Consider the following 20,247-nt stretch of genomic DNA (forward strand, 5'->3'; position numbering starts at 1 on the left):
TGTTTTTTTTCTATTAATCTTTTCGGAAAGATGGCTTAATTACGGTCATCTGTATTCTGATAACGAATTGGCTTAACAAGGAGCTGTGGCGAAATGGCCTCAAGTCCCCCGGAAAAAATACTGATCACAGCGCCACGATCCCACAAAGATGGGCACCTTTTTCAAGTTCATGGCCAATTGATTGATTGGTTACCGCAGTATGAACATTTCAAAGGCGTGACGAAAAGCATTCTTGAGCTGCTGAACTTAATTTCATTGCGAGGGTTCGCATCAAAAGATGGGTACGTTTCAACCACAGAATTGATTGAAGCCACAGATGGTCACCTTACACGTGCTGCTATCCAACAACGTTTACGTGCTGCGGTACAAATTGGATTATTTACCCAGCAAGGCGTTCGTTTCGAGGAAGGTCTTGCAGGAAAGACCATGCTGCATCGCTTTGTTAATCCAAGCCAATTGATTTCGGTACTGGGAGCGTCAGGACTTCAGTCAGAAAGAACCAAAGTCATGGAGAAGCAAAAACGCTCCAAAGCCTTGGCTCAAAACCATGTAAACAAACAACTGTTGAGCGAGCATGGTTTAGGCACGCCGCCGTTGATGCCTGATGAGAAAGATCAAATCCTAATATCACCCACCAGCTGGGCAGGTATTATTGATCAAGCGTTGGCACCACCTCGGACCAAGAAAAGCTATCAAAAATCGATGGTTGCGATCAGTGGCAGTAAGGCGATCATTGAAACTCGATCCTCGAAGTCGATCATGACCGTTGACGATCTGATGACGTTGTTTGCGTTATTTACGCTGACTGTTCAATATCATGATCATCATTTGCCGAGTTATGAACTGCAAACACAGAAGGTGGGTAATAAAACCCCTGTATACATCACTGATATTCTCTCGCTACGCGGTAAGAAAGACAGTGGCCCTGCACGGGATTCAATTCGCGAAAGCATTGATCGCATTGAATTTACAGACTTCCAATTGCACGAACTCACTGGTCGATGGTTGAGTGAAAACATGCCAGAAGGCTTCAAAAGTGATCGTTTCCGATTTATTGCTCGAACGATCACGGCCTCAGAAGAAGCGCCGCGAGAAGGTGAAGATGGCGAAATTCGTATCAAACCGAACCTGTACATTTTGGTGTGGGAGCCTTCATTTTTTGAAGAGCTAATGACTCGTGACTACTTTTTCTTGTTCCCACCAGAGATCTTACGTCAACATACTTTGGTATTTCAGCTCTATAGCCTCTTCAGAAGCCGTATGTCGCGTCGACTGGAAGATTCTATGTCCCTGAGTGACCTTAACCAGAAAATCGCTAGAAACATCGAATGGCGGCGTTTTTCGAGTGATCTGATCCGAGAGCTTCGGAAAATGGCAAAAAAGGAAACGCAAACGGAAGATGTGTTTGCGCTTAACTTGTATGGCTATCATCTGACCGTGTCTCGTATGGATGATGATAAGAAGCATTCGGATTTTAGGATCGACATCAAGTGCAACGTGGATGAGGTGATCCGTTATTCACGTGCGAAAACGTACAACGAAGGTAAACGATCACTTGCGCCTACCATGCCCAACCCCCTTCGTAACGAGATCTTGCCGAAGCAAGACCTTGATCAGCTTTCCGGGATCATTGATGGTGAATTTGAACCGATCCAACGTAAGGAAAAGCGAGGAGGCCGTTTAGGTCGTCGTGTTAAACAGCGTAAACATTTGGTTGAGATCAATGCTGATGAGTTAACCATTACCTTGTCAAAATACACCTCAGCGGAAGCGCTCCAGCGGAGTATCACTGCTTTGTCTGCCATGACAGGTCACCCTGCCACCACGATTGCTGAAGAGTGCCAGGCCTTTATGGAGAAGCTCGATTGGCTGCGTGTTGATGGCGAAATCATGCCTTATGCAACCTTAAGTCGTACGATAGAGTTCTATAACGAGCAACAGGATGTTAAACACCTGTCCATTGAACGCCTTATCTCGGGTCTTGCTGTTCGACGTAAAGTCTGTCGCCAAGTCTATGACGGTCATTTAGACAGCGCCGTACTGAGTGTTTTAGATGAGGTAGCAGCAGGTGGTTAACAGAAATTACGATGTTTTGACACAACGCTGACATTGGAAACCTCTGTAGCTACTAGGATTAAAGACGAATAGATACCTTTGTCCTATTGGCATTCGGGTTCGCCCGATGCATTGATTTGCTAACCCTTTAACGAGCCTGACGGCTCGTTTTTTTTGCCTAATATTTCGGCATCTTCTATAGGATGTATCGTGGTGGCCTTCTTATCACGTTCCAGATATTGCAAAAATGTAAACACAATGATAGCGTTTAGTGAGTGCCGCAGATATCGGCCTGCCGCCCACGAAGGCAAAGCAAGCGCAATATCCACCCTCTAATAACCTCTTAGAATTTGGTTGTCACCCGGAAGGGATGCATGCCGTGAGTGGGCCACTGTGCGCGTATTTTCACCGGTCAATGATCCATAGGGAACACTGTGACATCCAAGATCCTGAACGCCTCAGATCTCAAAGCCTTTAAACGGCAAGCCAAACAACAAAAGCGCCTATTGCAATGTAGTCACATGCAAGCGCTGGAGGCGATTGCGCGTTTAGAAGGTTTCGACAGTTGGCATCAGGTGCTGAAAGTTGCTGAGCTTTGCGCAAAAGCACGCTCGCAAGATGAAGCATCAAACACGCAACGTGTTCTTTTGGATAATGCACTCTACACCTCTGTCCCCATAGGCTGGCTGATCGGTCGAAAATCCTACCCTGATTTATCTGTACACCGCGATGATCCCATTTGCTCAGCATCTTCTGAGCTTGAGGTTCCATCATCATTGTGGAACACAGAGAATAAGGCGTAATACCGGGATGACGCGACAGGGAGTTCTTCATGAAACGTTCAATTTTCGCAGCCGTCGTTGCTTCAGCTTTATTAAGCGTTAGCGCTTATGCTGAGACCCTTTCTATTTCATGTGGTGCAGTAGGCCAAGAGCTGGAGCTTTGTCAGCAGGGTGTGGCAGCATGGGAACAAGAGACCGGCCATACGGTAAAAATCATCACGACCCCCAACTCGACCACAGAGCGCCTTGCTCTGTATCAACAGCTATTGGCTGCGGGTGCAGACGACATTGATGTGTTTCAGATTGATGTTATTTGGCCAGGTATACTTGGCAATCATTTTATAGATTTGAAACCGTACTCAAACGGTGAAGAATCAAGCCATTTCCCCTCCATTGTTTCCAACAACACCGTAAAAGATCGCTTGGTTGCCATGCCATGGTTTACCGATGCTGGCGTGCTTTATTATCGCTCTGACCTGCTTGAAAAGTATGGAGAGAAAGCCCCCGAAACGTGGGAAGCGCTCACCGCGACTGCTGAAAAGATCATGAAAGCTGAGCGTGAAGCAGGCAATGACAAAATGTGGGGCTTTGTTTGGCAGGGGCGTGCTTATGAAGGCTTAACTTGTGATGCGTTAGAGTGGGTTGCCTCTTATAACGGGGGCACCATTGTTGATGGAGATGGCAAGATCACCATCAACAATGACAATGCGAAACAAGCGCTGACGACCGCAGCAGGGTGGGTCGATACCATTTCTCCTCCTGGCGTTCTGAACTATGGCGAAGAAGAAGCGCGCGGTGTTTTCCAAACCGGTAACGCGGTGTTTATGCGTAACTGGCCGTACGCGTGGTCACTGGGTAACAGCGAAGATTCACCAGTCAAAGGCAAAATCGGTGTCGTTGCACTGCCCAAAGGTGGCGAAGATGGCAGCCATTCCGGCACGCTTGGTGGCTGGCAATTAGCCGTCTCTAAATACTCGAAAAACCCTGAGCTTGCTGCAAGCCTCGTGATGTATCTCACTTCACTGGAAGAGCAGAAACGTCGCGCCATTGTAGGCTCGTACAATCCCACCATTGAATCCCTCTATTCAGATGAAGAAGTGCTGACGGCGGTGCCGTTCTTCGGCAGCCTTTATGACACTTTCGCCAATGGTACGCCGCGCCCGTCAACCGCGACAGGTGCGAAGTACAACCAAGTATCTAACGCGTTTTGGAATGCCACACACAGCGTGCTGTCTGGCAGTCAAAATGCCGATGTGGCATTGGCGAAATTACAAAAAGATCTCAAGCGCATTAGCCGCGGTGGTCGTTGGTAAGCTGTCACTATCACTGTCAGACGCGCTCAGCGCCTGACAGTTGCATTCAAAAGGAAATCTTATGGAACAGACCAGCGCTTTAACGCGAAAACGCGTACGCGCCGCTTGGTGGTTTCTCGCGCCCATGATCATCACTCTCATCATGGTGGCAGGTTGGCCATTGCTAAGAACCCTCTGGTTCAGCATGACCAACGCCACCCTGGATGGCAGTGGGGTCACTGAATTCATTGGGTTCGATAACTACGTTGTCTACGAAGACGGTGAATACTACGGGATATTATTTGATCCCACCTGGTGGCAATCCGTTTGGAATACCCTGTATTTCGCGGTGGTGTCCGTGAGCCTAGAAACCGTGTTTGGCATCATTGTGGCTTTGGTTCTCAATACCAAATTTAAAGGGCAGGGCTTGGTGCGTGCTGCCGTTTTAGTCCCTTGGGCTATCCCTACTATTGTGTCGGCAAAAATGTGGGGCTGGATGCTTCATGATCAATTCGGGATTGTGAATGATTTTTTGATGACGATAGGGGTGATCGCTGCGCCACTGGCATGGACAGCAGACAGCGATATGTCACTCAATGTGGTTATTGCGGTTGATGTGTGGAAAACCACGCCCTTTATGGCGCTATTGGTGCTTGCTGCTTTGCAAATGCTGCCATCCGATTGCTATGAAGCGGCGAGAATCGACGGTATCCACCATGTCAGGGTATTTTTTAAAGTCACCTTGCCCTTGATCATGCCTGCGGTAATGGTCGCCGTGGTATTCCGAGCGCTCGATGCGTTGCGGGTCTTCGATCTTATCTATGTGCTTACCCCATCTAATGAAGCCACCATGTCGATGTCGATCTATGCGCGACAAAATCTGGTGGACTTCCAAGATGTTGGCTACGGCTCAGCGGCATCGACTTTGTTGTTCTTGATCGTTGCTCTGTGCACCATTTTCTACCTCTATATCGGGCGTAGAAACATGAATGGGGGAACCTAATATGTCTAAAAAATGGTATTGGCGAGTCGGGTTTTTTCTCTTGGTTTCAGTGATCGTGGTGTTCTCGGTCTTCCCGTTCTATTACGCCATCGTCACCTCATTCAAATCTGGCTCTGCCCTGTTTGAAGTGGAATATTTCCCAAGAGTATTTGATTGGAGTAACTACGCCTCCGTGTTCTCTGGCGGAACGTTTGGCCGAAACTTGCTCAACTCTGTGGGCGTGTCAACCGTGGTGGTGGCAATCTCGTTATTGCTCGGTGTGACCGCTTCCTACGCACTTGGGCGTATCCGCTTTCGTGGTCGCAATCTCGTGCTGCTCACCATTCTTGGGGTCTCTATGTTCCCGCAGGTGGCTGTGCTTTCAGGTCTGTTTGAGCTTATCCGTGCGGTTGGGCTTTACAACTCCATGCCCGGCCTGGCATTGGCATACATGATCTTCACACTGCCGTTCACGGTGTGGGTATTGACGACCTTTATGCAGCAATTGCCATTAGAGCTTGAGGAAGCGGCCATTGTTGATGGCGCGACGCCGTGGCAAATCATTACCAAGGTGCTGATGCCTTTGCTTTTGCCCGCACTTGTCACCACGGGATTGCTTGCGTTCATTGCAGCATGGAATGAATTCTTGTTCGCCTTGACCTTCACCCTCACCAACGAAGAGCGCACGGTCCCTGTGGCCATTGCTTTGATCTCGGGAGCGGGTCAATACGAATTGCCGTGGGGCACCATCATGGCCGCCTCGGTCATCGTTACCGTGCCGCTTATCGTTATGGTTCTGGTCTTCCAGCGCCGCATTGTTTCGGGCCTCACCGCAGGCGCAGTTAAGGGATAACACACGAAATGAATCAACAACAATTGCCTTGGTGGCGCGGTGCGGTGATTTACCAAATTTACCCTCGTAGCTTTTATGATGCTAACCAAGACGGTATCGGTGATTTACCCGGTATCACCCAACAGCTTCCTTATGTCGCCGCGTTAGGGGTCGATGCTATTTGGTTGTCGCCTTTCTTTAAATCACCCATGAAAGACTTCGGTTATGACGTATCGGATTACTGCGATGTCGACCCATTGTTTGGCTCATTGGATAATTTCAAAAAGTTGGTCATGACCGCGCACGATCTGGGGCTCAAAGTGATGATCGATCAGGTGCTTAGTCATACCTCTGACGAGCATGCGTGGTTTGAGGAAAGTCGCGTCAACCGTGACAACCCTAAAGCCGATTGGTATGTCTGGGCGGATCCCAAACCCGATGGCACGCCACCGAATAACTGGCTATCCATTTTTGGTGGCTGCGCATGGCAATGGGAAAGCCGTCGTCAACAATATTACCTTCATAACTTCCTTGTTAGTCAACCGGATCTCAACTTCCACAACCCTGACGTCGTGACGCATCTTCTGGATACGGTGAAGTTTTGGCTCGATTTGGGCGTAGATGGTTTCCGCCTTGATACCGTCAATTTCTACACCCATGATCGTCAACTGCGTGACAATCCCCCGTTGTCTTCCGGAGACAGTAAATCATTGGGCGTGCCAGGCACGAATCCGTATTCCATGCAAAAGCACAAATACGATATCTCACAGCCTGAGAACATTGGCTTTCTCGAGCAATTGCGGGTGTTACTGGATCAATACGAAGACATTACCACTGTAGGGGAGATCGGCGACGATGACCCCTTGGCTTTGATGGCGCAATACACCAGTGGTAACGACAAACTGCACATGGCCTATACCTTCGACTTGCTCAATGTTCATCGTTCCCCAGCTTATTTAGCGTCGGTGATCGAGAACATTGAATCTGCGATTGGTGACGGCTGGGCGTGCTGGGCACTGTCCAACCATGACGTGGTGCGATGTGTGTCACGCTGGGGATCGGAAGAATCGGATCCGTGGGCGTATGGCAAGGTGTTGTTGGCGCTGCTCACGTCCCTGCGAGGCAGCGTGTGTTTGTACCAAGGTGAAGAATTGGGCTTGCCTGAAGCCGACATTCCTTTCGATAAAATCCAAGATCCCTATGGCATCCCATTCTGGCCTGAATACAAAGGGCGAGATGGCTGCCGAACACCGATGCCTTGGATTGCGAACGAGCAGAATGCGGGATTTAGCCAAGCTGAGCCTTGGTTGCCCGTTGATCGCCGCCACAGTGCATTAGCCGTGAACACACAGGAATCCGACACAAACAGCATGCTTGCTCATTATCGTGGATATCTGCGTTGGCGTAAGCAATTCCCTGCATTGGTGAGTGGTGATCTCACCGATTTGGCATCAACCCTTCAAGGCTTGCGTTTCGTGCGATCCGATGCCAATCAACGTGTGCTGGTGGTGTTTAATCTCACCGATTCTTCGATGACCATGACGCTGCCAGCCGGAAGTTGGCAAGCATTGGAAGGCCATGGTTTCACCTTTGAAATCGAGAATGGGTCGGTCACCCTACCGCCCTATCAGGCGGCCTTTGCAACAGAATCAAACGGGTAAGGATGCATTATGGCTGAGGTCATTTTAAAGAAAGTTAATAAGAAGTTTGGCAAAGTCCATGTCACTAAAGATGTTGATCTGAATATTCAATCCGGTGACTTTGTGGTTTTCGTTGGGCCGTCAGGATGCGGTAAATCCACGTTACTGCGTTTGATCGCGGGCCTTGAAGATATTACCAGTGGTGAACTGCTGATCGAAGGGGAGGTTTGTAATGATCTGCCACCGCCTGAGCGTGGGATCGGCATGGTGTTCCAATCCTACGCTCTGTATCCGCACATGACTGTTTACGACAACATGGCATTTGGCCTGCAATTGGCAAAAACAGCGCCTAAGACTGTGGACGAGAAAGTGCGTGAAGTTGCGGCCGCGTTGCAATTAGATCCCCTACTGGAACGGAAACCGAAGGAGCTCTCTGGTGGCCAACGCCAGCGTGTTGCTATCGGCCGCGCCATCGTTCGTGAACCTAAAGTCTTTTTGTTCGATGAGCCATTGTCGAACTTGGATGCGTCGTTGCGTGTTCAAATGCGCATGGAAATTGCCAGATTGCACGATCGCCTAGGCGCGACAATGATCTACGTGACCCATGATCAGGTTGAAGCGATGACATTGGCGACCAAGATCGTGGTATTGGATGCTGGGCGAGTGGAGCAAGTGGGATCTCCGCTAGAGCTTTATAATCATCCCGCCAATACCTTTGTCGCGGGCTTTATTGGTTCGCCGAAGATGAACTTTCTGACCGCAGACATTGTGGAAGTGGGTGAGTTCACCACGCAGGTTCAAATTCACCGAGGGCAGGAAATCTCTGTGGCGGCGAATTCGATTGGCGCCAGTGTTGGTGACCCTTGTGTGGTGGGGATCCGCCCAGAACACATTCGCTTTGGCGAGAAAGACGCAATTCAAGAAGGCGGGGTAGAACTGAGCGTGGTTGAGCAATTGGGTAATGAATGCTTGATGTATTTCAATACGCCGCAAAGCGCTGACCCTGTTGTTATCCGAATAGAAGGACAAACAACGATTCGGGCGGGCGACAAGCGCTGTATCGAGTTCCCAGAAGACTATTGTCACTTGTTCGATCGAGACGGAAAGGCGTTCAAACGCTCTGTGGTGGGTGAAACTACGCCATTGCTGGTGGTCACACCATGACGTAGCGTTTTACCGCGATACCTTAAAACGACAAAGAGGCAGGAATACCCTGCCTCTTTTTTGTGGAGCGCATTCAGTATTTAGACAAGATTAATGTCCAGCTGGGCCTGCGCCTGAGTAGTGAATACCAGCAAGCTCTGCCATCTCTTTGTGGAAAGTGGCGATATCGTTGATATTAAATTTACTCAGATCATCATGTCCACATGCTCTCGCCATCACTTGCATCAGGTGTGTTGAAGCCGTGAAAAAGTTATAGAGCTGCTCTGCGGACTTTTCAACATTGAGGCGTTTTCGCAGCGCTGGATCTTGGGTCGCAATACCCGCGGGACACATATTGGAATTACACATTCTCGCACCAATACAGCCAATGGCTTGCATCGCACTGTTAGAAATAGCAATGCCGTCAGCCCCCAACGCCAGCGCTTTAACAAAATCACTCGGCAAACGAAGGCCACCTGTAATGATCAAGGTGACATCGCTAGCGCCTTGTGAATCCAAGAAGCGTCGAGCACGCGCCAAAGCGGGAATGGTGGGAACACTGATGTGATCGCGAAACAGGGTAGGCGCAGCGCCAGTACCGCCGCCACGACCATCGAGGATGATGTAATCTGCACCTGCATCAAGTGCAAAGCCAATATCCGCTTCCACATGGTTGGCACTGAGCTTAAACCCAATAGGAATACCGCCTGTCACCGCGCGCACTTCATCGGCAAAGCGTCCAAAATCAGCCGCGGTGTGCAAATCGACAAAGGTTGATGGGGAAATAGCGTCGGTGCCTTCGGGAATGCCGCGAACTTCAGAGATTTTACCGTGATTTTTGATCCCTGGTAGATGCCCGCCAGTCCCTGTTTTTGCCCCTTGGCCGCCTTTAAAATGGAACGCTTGAACGCCTTTGAGTAGATCTTGCTTGTAACCGAATTTGGCGCTCGCCAACTCGTAGAAATAGCGACTGTTCGCCGCATGCTCTTCCGGCAACATGCCGCCTTCACCTGAACAAATGCCCGTCCCCGCTTTTTCAGCGCCCATTGCCAGCGCCACTTTGGCTTCTTCCGACAAAGCGCCGAAGCTCATGTCAGACACAAACAGTGGGGTAGAGAGCGTTAGCGGCTTTTTCGCCCGAGGACCAATCACCAACTCTGTCGAGACGGAAACATCATCAAGCAGCGGCTTGGTTGCCATTTGTGCCACCATGACTTGGATTTGATCCCATTCAGGTAACTTGTAACGAGGCACGCCCATCGATGTCATTGGACCATGATGCCCAAATTTGCTCAGGCCATCTTTCGCCAACTGGTGAATAAGCTCAACAAACGGCTCTTCTGGTGTTGCTTTAGCGGCAGGCGCGGCATCTGTGTGTTGTACTTCAGGCATTTCTTTGCCTACATCGTCTGCTGTATAGCGCGTATGTGTACCATCGCAAAACGGGGAATTCCCCGTGTGTTTGCAGGCACAAAACCATGCATCACCGTCTTTGTCTGCCTTGTAGGCGATCGGGGTAAACGACGTACCCGCATGGGCACCATCACAAAAAGGTTGATTCTTCGAACGTCCACACTGGCAGTAGTAATACTCCTTGTCTTTCTCGAGGGTGACTTTGATCGGCTGATTACCTGACACGACGGGATCTGACATTACTTGCTCCTTATTCGACATGGCTGTTTTTGCTATTTTCTTTTTTGCTTCCCTAATAGAACGCGACCATCGTCCGTTCATTGTTTCAACAGTATGGGCGGTTAACGTCTTGAATTCTTTTTCATATATGAGCATTTGCTAAAATTAGCGATTTAGTTCGCCAACCCATGCTTGCCAAGGTTTGAGGTTCAATACACCGTTAGCTTCTGCAGAGACATTGTTCATATGAGGCAGATCAATCGTCGCCGCTGTATTCGGTAAATTTAACCGAATGGTGGCGTCTTGGGCTGAACCGTTTAATGCAATGATGAGGGTTTGGGATTCGTGGTGGCGTTCCAACACCATCAGAGAATCATTGAATGCCAACACACGACAGCTCCCTTCAACGAGTGCTGGTTGGTTTTTTCGCCATTTCAACAAGGCATGGGTGAAATGGAGCGCCGAATCAGTGTTTGCCATTTGAGCGTCTATTGCTAGAGGGGCATGTTCTTGCGCTGCCGGAAGCCACGGGGTGTGATCGCTAAAACCTAGATGGGCATGTGTTTGAGACCATGGCAGCGGCGTTCGGCAGCCATCGCGGCCAACATAATTGGCGATGACTTGTTGACCAAAGAAATCTTTCCGTGCCGCAGGCGGCACATTGGCTTCCGCTAAACCCAACTCTTCACCTTGGTAAATGCTGATCACACCTTGCAAGCTGCACAACATGGTCAGCAAGAGCTTGGCGGACTCAGGTTGGTTTTTTGCGTCTTGCCAGCGCGACACCGTGCGGGCGATATCGTGATTGCCCGTGCTCCAGCACCCCATCCCTGGATGCACAGCATTGAAAAAAGCATTGAGTTGCTCACCAACCTGCTGAAAGTTATGACACATGCTAAGTGATTCGAATACATTGGCGGCATCCAGCGCATCGCCTTCGCTGGTGTAACGGTCAATCACGGCATAAGGAGACGGGTCGCTCAATGACCCTAGAAGCCACTTCCTTTCATCGTAGCTATCAGCAATCACGCGAAGCTGTTTCAGCAGATGGATATTCTCAGGCCGACTGATGTTATAGCGTTGACTCTGGTAGCGATATGGGTCGGCCCTTGCTTCGTCTTGCCACCCCAAATGTCGTGAAGGATTGCTGCGCAATTTGTCGTCGTGCAGGAACAGATTCACCGAATCGAAGCGCAACCCGTCAATGTCCAAGTCGAGCCAAAACCGGACATTACCCATTAATTGTCGAACCACCTCGGTATTTCGGTAATTCAGGTCGGGTTGATTGCTCAGGGTGTTGTGTAAATAGTACTCGCCGCGGGTAGGGTGCCAGCGCCATGCGGACTCCCCGAAAATGGTGAGCCAATTGTTGGGTGGGGTGCCATCTTTTCGTGCTGGTGCCCACACATACCAATCTGCCTTGGGGGTATTGTTGCCGGAACTGCTTTCTAAAAACCAGGGGTGCTTACTAGACGTATGGTTAGCCACAAAATCAAGGAAGACCAGAAGATTGCGTGCTCTTGCTTCTTTCACCAGTCGTGTGAATGTTTCGATATCCCCATATTCCCCATTCAGACAGCGAAGATTAGTGATGTCGTAACCAAAATCACTCAGTGGCGATTCAAAAATAGGGGATAGCAAGATGCCGTCAACGCCTAACCACACAAAATAGTCTAGTTTTTCTCGCACCCCATCGAGATCGCCGACGCCATCGCCATGGCGTTGTTTCCTAAATCATTGAACTAATCCCAATAGCCGCGATCAGATCATCAGGACCTCAAACAGGTAGATGATGATGGGCAAATCCAAGCACAAGATCAGCAACTGGAAAGAATACAACCAAGCCCTGAAAAATCGTGGCTCGGTCACCTTTTGGATTGATGCTGCTGCCATCAAATCTTGGCGCTGCAATAAACACCATGGGAAGCGCGGTCGGGGTTTTCAATTCAGTGATGCATCGATCGAGACGGCATTGATGATCAAAGGAGTTTTCAAGCTCCCTTTGCGAGCACTCGAAGGATTCATTAACTCGCTGTTTGTGCTCATGGATGTTCCACTGACGTCTCCTTCTTATAGCTGTATTAGCAAGCGAGCAAAGACCGTCGAAGTTCACTATCGTTCTCCAAGCCGTGGGCCTATCGCTCATGTCGTCATCGATGCCACTGGTCTAAAAGTGTATGGGGAAGGTGAATGGAAAATGCGTAAGCATGGTAAAGAAAAACGCCGAGTATGGCGTAAGTTGCACCTCGCTATTGATGCCGCTACGCACGAGACCATTGCTGCTGAAGTGAGCTTGGATAGTGTTGGTGATAATGAAGTCTTACCGACGTTGTTGAATCCGCTTCGTCGAAAGGTTCAACAAGTGAGCGCTGACGGTGCTTATGATACTAAAGCGTGCCATCGTGTATTGAAAAATAAGGGGATAACACCCACCATTCCTCCGAGAAGTAACGCAGGTTTTTGGGAGGAAGGGCATCCTCGAAACATAGCTGTAAGCGCCTTAAAATCGGGTGATCTCGCCACGTGGAAACAAGAAAGTGGTTATCACAAACGGTCATTGTCAGAAACGGCGATGTACCGCTATAAGCAGTTACTCAGTCCAAAATTGACGTTAAGAGATTACAACGCACAAGTCGGAGAAGCGTTAGCGAACGTCAAGGCAATGAACAAAGTCATAAGACTCGGTATGCCTGTTAGAAAACCAACTGGTTAGGCCGTTAAAATCAAATAGGATCAATTCGTTAGCTTAACGATTTGATCAACAAGGCCCATCGCCATTGCTGTCAAAGAAGCTGCGAACATACACATGGTAGAGAATCGGAGATGCAATTGGTTTCATTGTTTTTCTTAGACTAAATAAAGAGTTACATGAAAAAATAATAGACCAATTTACCGCCAGTACAGTGAATCATTAATGAGCAGAAAGTTTACAGTGTAAATGCGTGACGGCATTGGCAGAACCTAGATGTTGTTGACTACTAGCCATGCGAAAAAACGAACATCTCACTAAATAAACATCATTTTTCAACACCTTAAGGTTAATGCCGAGAAATTCGATTGTGGATGGTTTGTAAGGGTATCTGATTGACAAAGCAGGGGCTAAATAGCCTAGCTTAAGGCTCAAAGCGACAGTCCATTAAAAAAATGGCGTATAGCGGACAGAATTTATGTGTTCTCAGTTTTTCCCTCCTCCGAATATTCCTTTCAGATTTATCTGCTTGCGTACTGTAATCAACGACTTCGCATTGATATTTGCATCAATAAAGAGACACATAATCGAAATGGTTCTCCTAGACTAGTTGGATAAATATTAATAAACCTTGATGGCGACGGGTGATCACGTCATCTGATGAGCGAGGCATCGTTATGGAACACAGTGAAAACAATATTGTTCAGGAACCGGAGAAAAGAAGCTTTGAGTGGCGGGCGTTCTGTTTTATCGCCATTTTTTTGTTTCCGATCCTAAGTGTCGTATTGATTGGCGGTTATGGCTTTCTTATCTGGATGAGTCAGATATTTCTTTTTGGTCCTCCGGGACACGGTTAAATCCCCCCCAAACGTTGCATTCAATTGACGCGTGAAAGTGCGCAAGAAAATCACCCAGATCGTCGCACCAACGCTACTCGGTGACCTGATGAGCAAGAGCAGATATCGATGAAAGAATTTATTAGAAAACTTTGGGCAACCATGCGGCGCCCAGCAACAAAAATCAGTTTAGGTGCCCTGACACTAGGTGGGTTTATTGCAGGTGTGATTTTCTGGGGCGGCTTTAACACCGCACTGGAAATGACGAATACGGAAAAATTCTGTATTTCCTGCCACACCATGCGTGAAAACGTGTATCCCGAATTGCAGCACACCGTGCATTGGTCTAACACATCGGGGGTGCGTGCGACTTGTCCGGACTGTCATGTTCCTCACAATTGGACGGATAAAATCGCCCGTAAAATGCAGGCAAGTAAAGAAGTGTTCGCACAAGTATTTGGCGTGATAGGCACGCGTGAAAAATTCCTCGATAAGCGACTAGAACTTGCTCAGCATGAGTGGGCACGATTTTCAGCCAACGGCTCGGCTGAATGTAAAACATGTCATAAGTACGAGAGTATGCAGATAGAAAATATGCGTCCCGCAGCGCGTCTGCAAATGACACAAGCAGCCGAACGGGATCAAAGTTGTATTGATTGTCATAAAGGGATTGCCCACGAACTTCCTGCTGAAATGGATTCAACAGGTGGCATGCTCGGCAAGCTTATTTCTATGTCCCACAGCACCAGTTTCGATAAAGACAAGCCCGTTTATAGCGTCAATTTCTTAGAAATGTATGTCGATGAAGGCCTGACCCAAGATGGTGGTGTGCTTGAGCCTGCGAGTAAAGTGATTGTGCTTGACGATAGCAAAGACGCCATCAAAATTTCCGTTACAGGTTGGCGCAAAATGAAAGGCTTTGGCCGCGTAATTTATGAAGACTTTGGTTTGAATATCGCTTCGGCGGCATTGTCTAAAGCCGTTGCGCAGAGCCAAACAGATATTAGAACGTTCGAAACCAAAGAAGACGATTTGACCGGCCTAACATGGCAGCGTGTAGAAGTGGATCTGTGGGCGAAAAAATCGAACTTCCTCGACAATGTTGATCCTATTTGGACGGAAGCCAAACAAGCGTATGAAACGAACTGTAGTTTGTGTCACACCCAACCTGATGTTGCGCACTTTGACGCTAACACTTGGCCGGGTATGTTTGACGGCATGATGGGCTTTGTGAATTTCGATCAGGCAACCCAGGCGCTGGTACTCAAGTACTTGCAAAAACATTCCAGCACCTTTGCTGATCACTAAGAGGGATAACGGCATGGCGATGAATCGACGTTCTTTTTTAAAACGCATGTTATCTGTCAGTGCAACGGTCGCGATTGGGCCCAGCCTTCTTGTCGCGACAGATGCGGAAGCGAACTCTGAATTGTTAGAAGGGGCATGGCGCACATCTGGCTCGCATTGGGGCGCATTCCGTGCTCGCGTTGTTGGCGGTGAAGTGGCAGAAGTGGTGGCGTTTAGCCATGACAAACACCCAACCGAAATGCTCGATGGGATTAAAGGGCTGATCTATAACCCATCACGGGTTAGATACCCGATGGTACGATTGGATTGGTTGAAGAAAACCGAGGGCTGGAATACCACGCGAGGCGATAATCGTTTTATCCGTGTCACGTGGGATCAAGCACTGGATCTATTTTATGGCGAACTAGAGCGGGTACAGAAAACCTATGGGCCATCAGGGCTATTAGCGGGCCAAACCGGCTGGCGTCAGACTGGGCAATTCCATAGTTGCACCACACACATGCAACGTGCCATTGCCATGCATGGCTTTTTCGTGAAGAAAATCGGTGACTATTCAACAGGTGCAGGGCAAACCATTTTGCCTTACGTGCTTGGTTCTACCGAAGTGTATGCACAGCAAACCTCTTGGCCGTTGGTGTTGGAAAACGCCAAACAGATCATTATCTGGGCGAACGATCCCGTCAAAAACGCACAGGTGGGATGGCAATGTCCTACCCATGATGTGTACGGCTATTTTGCGGAGCTGAAAGACAAAGTCGCGAAAGGTGAAATTAAGGTGATTTCCGTGGATCCTGTGGTGAGCAAAACACAGAACTATCTCGGCTGTGATCATCTCTATATCAATCCGCAAACCGATGTGCCGTTCATGTTGGGGATCGCACATACCCTTTACACCGAAGATCTTTACGACAAAGACTTCATTAAACTGTATTGCCTAGGCTTTGAACCCTTTGTTGATTACGTGACGGGTAAAACCAAAGACAAAGTCGAGAAAACGCCAGAATGGGCATCTGCAATTTGTGGTGTGCCTGCTGATAAGATCCGTGAATTTGCACGCATGCTTGCCAGTGAACGCACACAGATTATGTTTGGCTGGTGTGTGCAGCGCCAGCAACATGGTGAGCAGCCATATTGGATGGGCGCGGTTATCGCCAGTATGTTGGGCGGTATTGGCCTTCCAGGTGGTGGCGTATCATACGCTCACCACTATAGCGGTATTGGTGAGCCTGCCACAGGCGCAGCTGGGCCGGGTGGCTTCCCTCGGAACCTTGATCCGGGTATGACGCCGCTTCATAACAATAGTGACTTCAAAGGCTATTCAAGCACCATTCCAGTGGCGCGTTGGATAGAAGCCATTGAAGAACCGGGTAAAGAGATCAACTACAACGGCAGTAAAGTGAAATTGCCGCCGATCAAGATGGTGGTCGTTAGTGGTAATAACCCTTGGCACCACCACCAAGATCACAACCGAATGAAGAAGGCTTACTACAACATTGAAACAGCGGTAACCATTGATTTTGCGTGGACAGCCACCTGCCGTTTTTCTGACATTGTGTTGCCTGCTTGTACCCAGTTTGAACGCAACGATATTGATCTCTATGGCGCGTATTCCGCCACAGGGTTGCTTGCTATGCACAAGCTGGTGGATCCACTTTATCAATCTCGTTCAGACTTCGATATTTTCAAAGGGCTGACTCAGCGCTTTGGCATTGGTAAAGAGAAAGAATTTGCACAAGACATGACCGAAATGCAGTGGGTGGAAAAACTCTACAATGAATGCGCGGCGGCCAATAAAGGCAACTTCGAGATGCCAGATTTTAAAACGTTCTGGAAAGATGGCTACGTGAGTTTTGGTGAAGGTCATACCTTTGTTCGTCATGCGTTATTCCGTGAAGATCCCGAACTGAACCCTCTGGGTACGCCATCCGGATTCATTGAGATAACCAGTCGGAAAATCGGTAGTTATGGTTATGAATACTGCCAAGAGCATCCCATGTGGTTTGAAAAAGCGGAGCGTTCACATGGCGGCCCCGGTTCAGAGTCCTTCCCATTTTGGCTGCAATCTTGCCATCCAGATAAACGTCTTCACTCTCAAATGTGTGAGTCGCCAGCCATTCGTGAAACCTACACGGTGCAGGGACGTGAACCTGCCTATATCAACCCTTCTGATGCCAAAGCAAAAGGCATTAAAGACGGTGATTTGATTAGGGTCTATAACGACCGTGGTCAGCTTATCGCTGGGGCTGTGGTGTCGGATGATTACCCATCAGGTGTGATTCGTATACAAGAGGGCGCTTGGTATGGTCCAACAGGTTCGGAAATTGGTGCTATCGATACCTATGGTGACCCAAACACCATGACATTGGATATTGGTACGTCAGAATTGGCACAAGCGTGCAGTGCGTATACTTGTCTTGTGGAGTACGAGAAATTCAAAGGTGAGGCTCCAGCGGTGAACGCGTTTAGTGGTCCTATTGTTGTGGCGCCATAAGTGTATAATCCATAAAAAATAGCCGCTTAGCGGCTATTTTTTTGCAAAAAACAACCAAGTGTGGCGATTTAGGCCGCCATCTCTGCTTTCATCGTGTCTGCGACAAAGTGAATCAGTTCGACCCAAGCATCTCGTGTTTCTCGCGTGAAATCATCACCTAATCCTACTTTGAGGGTGTGCAGCAATGCATTGCCTACGGGCGTAAAGTGCGCTTTTTTTACCCCATACCCTTCGTGGCGTTTTGCTAACTGCTGTAATACAGGAAGCAGTTGCTCTGGTGCGTTCAAGCTGCTCACTGCTGCATGCAAAATCGCCATCAATTTACGACCTTGTTGCTTCATGTCACCCTTAAAAAGAGGTTTTAGCGTCGGGTCATATGAAAACAATGTGTCGTAGAATATTTCAGCAGCTTGAAGCGAGATAGGCTCTACCTTGCGAAAACTGTTCGTGATCAACGTGACTTGCCGAGCTGTTAACGCCATAGCGGATATCCCCAAATATGGTGCATTGTGTATAAAATTATTATGCGAATTGTGGTTTGCTCTATCAAAAGGGTAGGAAATCATTTCGCTTTGTCCAATAACTTGTTAGCCATGTCGTCAACGACTCATCCATATTGGAAACGTCATGTAATCAAAATTGAGAATCAGATCTCAGTAGGATGATTGAATTTCCTATTAGCTATATATATCCAACTAACCTCAAGATGTTTGTTGAGCCATAGTTTGTAGGCTTGCGCACGCTACTGATTTAAAAACACAGTGGCTCTGAATCCTAAGTCTTGAATCCTGCGTCTTGAGGTTGCTCGGGTATCATTCACTGGAAGTAGTTTTAACGGTAAAGCGCATCGGGGGAAATAACGGGTTTGTCCTGATCGGCACAAGCTTCGCGTTACATTGATAAAAAAGACCGCGATAGCGGCGACATGACAAGGAGCAGCATGTTTACATTTGACGACATTCGTTTGCGTCCCGCCAAAACCGAAGAGCGGGATCATCTCTGGCACTTTATCTATGTGGACAATGAGTGGAAAGCGCACGACGCGCCATATTTTCCTTTAGAGCATCAATCAAAATTTCAATTTCGCCGCCATCTGTTTAAGCGCCTCAAAGAAGCGAAAACCGCCATGGTGATTGATTATCAAGGAGAGGCGGTCGGATATCTTTCTTGCTATTGGGAAGAGCAATCCACGCGTTGGTTAGAAGTAGGCATTACCATTTTTGCGTCTACACATTGGGGTAAACAAATTGGCCGTAAAGCACTGACCTTGTGGATCTCTCATCTTTTTGAATACTACGACGTAGAGCGCATCGACCTCACCACTTGGTCTGGCAACCCCCGTATGATGAAATGTGCCAGTGCATTAGGTATGCAAGAAGAAGGGCGCATTCGCAAAGTGCGTTTCTACCAAGGGGAGTATTTTGATTCACTGCGTTATGGCGTACTGCGTGACGAATGGCAGTCTCTGCAACAATCAGCCTGTGGGCTTCGAAGTGTGGGGTGATTTTACACTGTAAAAGGGAGTAACCTTTTTTGCTCCCTTGTACTGGCTCAATCCCTTCACCAATAACAGTTACACAGGCAATCCAGAGAAATACTCTATGTTCGTTATGTTGCCCTAGAGAGGCCAACTGCTAGAATCACGGCTTACAATAACAATTCAAAAGAAAGTGAATCACCATGAAATTGGAAGCCGTCGATTTCAACGCGCCTGATGCCGCTGCGCGTTTCGTTGAATCCCTCCGTGAGACAGGATTTGGCGTACTCAAAAACCACCCTATCAGCCAAGATTTAGTGGCTTCAATCTATGAGCATTGGCAGCAATTTTTTGACAGTGAAGACAAAGCGAACTTTCGTTTTCACCCTCAAAGCCAAGATGGTTTTTTCCCATCAGATGTGTCTGAAGTGGCAAAAGGTCAAAAGAAAAAAGACATCAAAGAGTTCTTTCATTATTACCCTTGGGGTCAGTGTCCTGAAACACTTAAGGACGAGCTGCAAGATTACTATGAACAGGCCAATGGGCTTGCACAACAGCTACTTGCGTGGGTTGAAACCCACTCTCCTGAAGACGTATCCGCACGATATTCGCAGTCGCTGTCGAGCATGATAGACGGCAGCGATAAAACCTTGCTCCGTGTGTTGCACTATCCGCCAATGCTCGGGAATGAAGAACCTGACGCGATTCGTGCTGCCGCGCATGAAGATATTAACTTGCTCACTATCTTGCCTGCCGCCAATGAGCCTGGCCTGCAAGTGCTCGGTAAAGAAGGGGAATGGTTAGATGTCCCATGTGATTTTGGCAACATCATTATTAATATTGGCGATATGTTGCAGGAAGCATCAGGCGGTTACTTTCCATCAACCACACACCGTGTGGTGAACCCAGAAGGTGCGGACATGAGCAAGTCTCGCATTTCATTGCCTTTGTTCCTGCATCCAAAGCCTGAAGTGGTGCTTTCTGAGCGTTATACTGCTCACCGTTATTTGATGGAGCGCCTGCGCGAACTTGGCCTGATTTAATCTCCGCCACCACGTGCCCGCGAGACAAAAAGCCAGCGAAATGCT

At 48.4% G+C, this 20,247-nt stretch carries 15 protein-coding genes and 1 pseudogene; 13 read left to right on the forward strand and 3 right to left on the reverse strand.

Features of this window, described 5'->3' with window-relative positions:
• Nucleotides 1-93 precede the first annotated feature (93 nt).
• From AC3CIC_RS21225 to AC3CIC_RS21255, 7 genes are all read left to right on the forward strand, one after another.
• Entirely contained in the window at nucleotides 94-2,076 is a 1,983-nt protein-coding gene (locus tag AC3CIC_RS21225) for a replication initiator protein RctB domain-containing protein (RefSeq protein ID WP_016959926.1), read from the forward strand.
• Between the two features lie 413 nt (nucleotides 2,077-2,489).
• Nucleotides 2,490-2,858 (forward strand): hypothetical protein, encoded by a 369-nt coding sequence (locus tag AC3CIC_RS21230; RefSeq protein WP_488516132.1) that lies wholly within the window; start codon nucleotides 2,490-2,492, stop codon nucleotides 2,856-2,858.
• Nucleotides 2,859-2,887: 29 nt separating this feature from the next.
• Nucleotides 2,888-4,150: an ABC transporter substrate-binding protein gene (locus AC3CIC_RS21235; RefSeq protein WP_488516133.1), complete on the forward strand. Its 1,263-nt coding sequence runs from the start codon at nucleotides 2,888-2,890 to the stop codon at nucleotides 4,148-4,150.
• A gap of 61 nt (nucleotides 4,151-4,211) precedes the next feature.
• Nucleotides 4,212-5,132 (forward strand): carbohydrate ABC transporter permease, encoded by a 921-nt coding sequence (locus AC3CIC_RS21240; RefSeq protein WP_488516134.1) that lies wholly within the window; start codon nucleotides 4,212-4,214, stop codon nucleotides 5,130-5,132.
• A gap of 1 nt (nucleotide 5,133) precedes the next feature.
• Complete coding sequence (locus AC3CIC_RS21245) at nucleotides 5,134-5,964, forward strand: carbohydrate ABC transporter permease (RefSeq protein WP_488516135.1); 831 nt, start codon at nucleotides 5,134-5,136, stop codon at nucleotides 5,962-5,964.
• Between the two features lie 8 nt (nucleotides 5,965-5,972).
• Nucleotides 5,973-7,604 carry an alpha-glucosidase gene (locus AC3CIC_RS21250; protein WP_488516136.1) on the forward strand — a complete coding sequence of 544 codons (1,632 nt, stop codon included), beginning with the start codon at nucleotides 5,973-5,975 and terminating at the stop codon, nucleotides 7,602-7,604.
• 9 nt (nucleotides 7,605-7,613) lie between these two features.
• A complete protein-coding gene (locus AC3CIC_RS21255; protein ID WP_016959933.1) occupies nucleotides 7,614-8,747 on the forward strand; it encodes an ABC transporter ATP-binding protein in 1,134 nt (377 codons plus the stop codon).
• 90 nt (nucleotides 8,748-8,837) lie between these two features.
• On the opposite strand, the gene AC3CIC_RS21260 is transcribed toward AC3CIC_RS21255, so the two are convergent.
• The gene (locus AC3CIC_RS21260; protein WP_488516137.1) at nucleotides 8,838-10,379 is read right to left on the reverse strand and encodes a glutamate synthase-related protein; all 1,542 of its coding nucleotides are present in this window, start codon (nucleotides 10,377-10,379) and stop codon (nucleotides 8,838-8,840) included.
• Between the two features lie 144 nt (nucleotides 10,380-10,523).
• Nucleotides 10,524-12,065: pseudogene (locus AC3CIC_RS21265) on the reverse strand (alpha-amylase family glycosyl hydrolase); the annotation flags it as partial.
• 88 nt (nucleotides 12,066-12,153) lie between these two features.
• On the opposite strand from AC3CIC_RS21265, the gene AC3CIC_RS21270 reads away from it, so the two are divergent.
• The 4 genes from AC3CIC_RS21270 to torA all read left to right on the forward strand — a co-directional run bounded on the left by AC3CIC_RS21270 (nucleotide 12,154) and on the right by torA (nucleotide 17,682).
• The gene (locus AC3CIC_RS21270) at nucleotides 12,154-13,071 is read left to right on the forward strand and encodes an IS5 family transposase (RefSeq protein WP_488515890.1); all 918 of its coding nucleotides are present in this window, start codon (nucleotides 12,154-12,156) and stop codon (nucleotides 13,069-13,071) included.
• Between the two features lie 653 nt (nucleotides 13,072-13,724).
• Complete coding sequence (gene torE / locus AC3CIC_RS21275) at nucleotides 13,725-13,904, forward strand: trimethylamine N-oxide reductase system protein TorE (protein WP_017003078.1); 180 nt, start codon at nucleotides 13,725-13,727, stop codon at nucleotides 13,902-13,904.
• 108 nt (nucleotides 13,905-14,012) lie between these two features.
• Entirely contained in the window at nucleotides 14,013-15,191 is a 1,179-nt protein-coding gene (gene torC, locus AC3CIC_RS21280) for a pentaheme c-type cytochrome TorC (RefSeq protein WP_016959937.1), read from the forward strand.
• A gap of 13 nt (nucleotides 15,192-15,204) precedes the next feature.
• Nucleotides 15,205-17,682 (forward strand): trimethylamine-N-oxide reductase TorA, encoded by a 2,478-nt coding sequence (gene torA, locus AC3CIC_RS21285; protein ID WP_488516138.1) that lies wholly within the window; start codon nucleotides 15,205-15,207, stop codon nucleotides 17,680-17,682.
• A 68-nt stretch (nucleotides 17,683-17,750) separates the two neighbouring features.
• On the opposite strand, the gene AC3CIC_RS21290 is transcribed toward torA, so the two are convergent.
• Nucleotides 17,751-18,164, reverse strand: coding sequence for a globin family protein (locus AC3CIC_RS21290; RefSeq protein ID WP_016959939.1), 414 nt, complete (start codon nucleotides 18,162-18,164; stop codon nucleotides 17,751-17,753).
• Between the two features lie 458 nt (nucleotides 18,165-18,622).
• On the opposite strand from AC3CIC_RS21290, the gene AC3CIC_RS21295 reads away from it, so the two are divergent.
• Together AC3CIC_RS21295 and AC3CIC_RS21300 are read left to right on the forward strand one after the other, a co-directional pair.
• Entirely contained in the window at nucleotides 18,623-19,186 is a 564-nt protein-coding gene (locus tag AC3CIC_RS21295; RefSeq protein ID WP_488516139.1) for a GNAT family N-acetyltransferase, read from the forward strand.
• 176 nt (nucleotides 19,187-19,362) lie between these two features.
• Nucleotides 19,363-20,202: an isopenicillin N synthase family dioxygenase gene (locus tag AC3CIC_RS21300; protein ID WP_016959941.1), complete on the forward strand. Its 840-nt coding sequence runs from the start codon at nucleotides 19,363-19,365 to the stop codon at nucleotides 20,200-20,202.
• Nucleotides 20,203-20,247: the final 45 nt, after the last annotated feature.

It is taken from the genome of Enterovibrio sp. QJM3NY_24, from assembly GCF_057786035.1.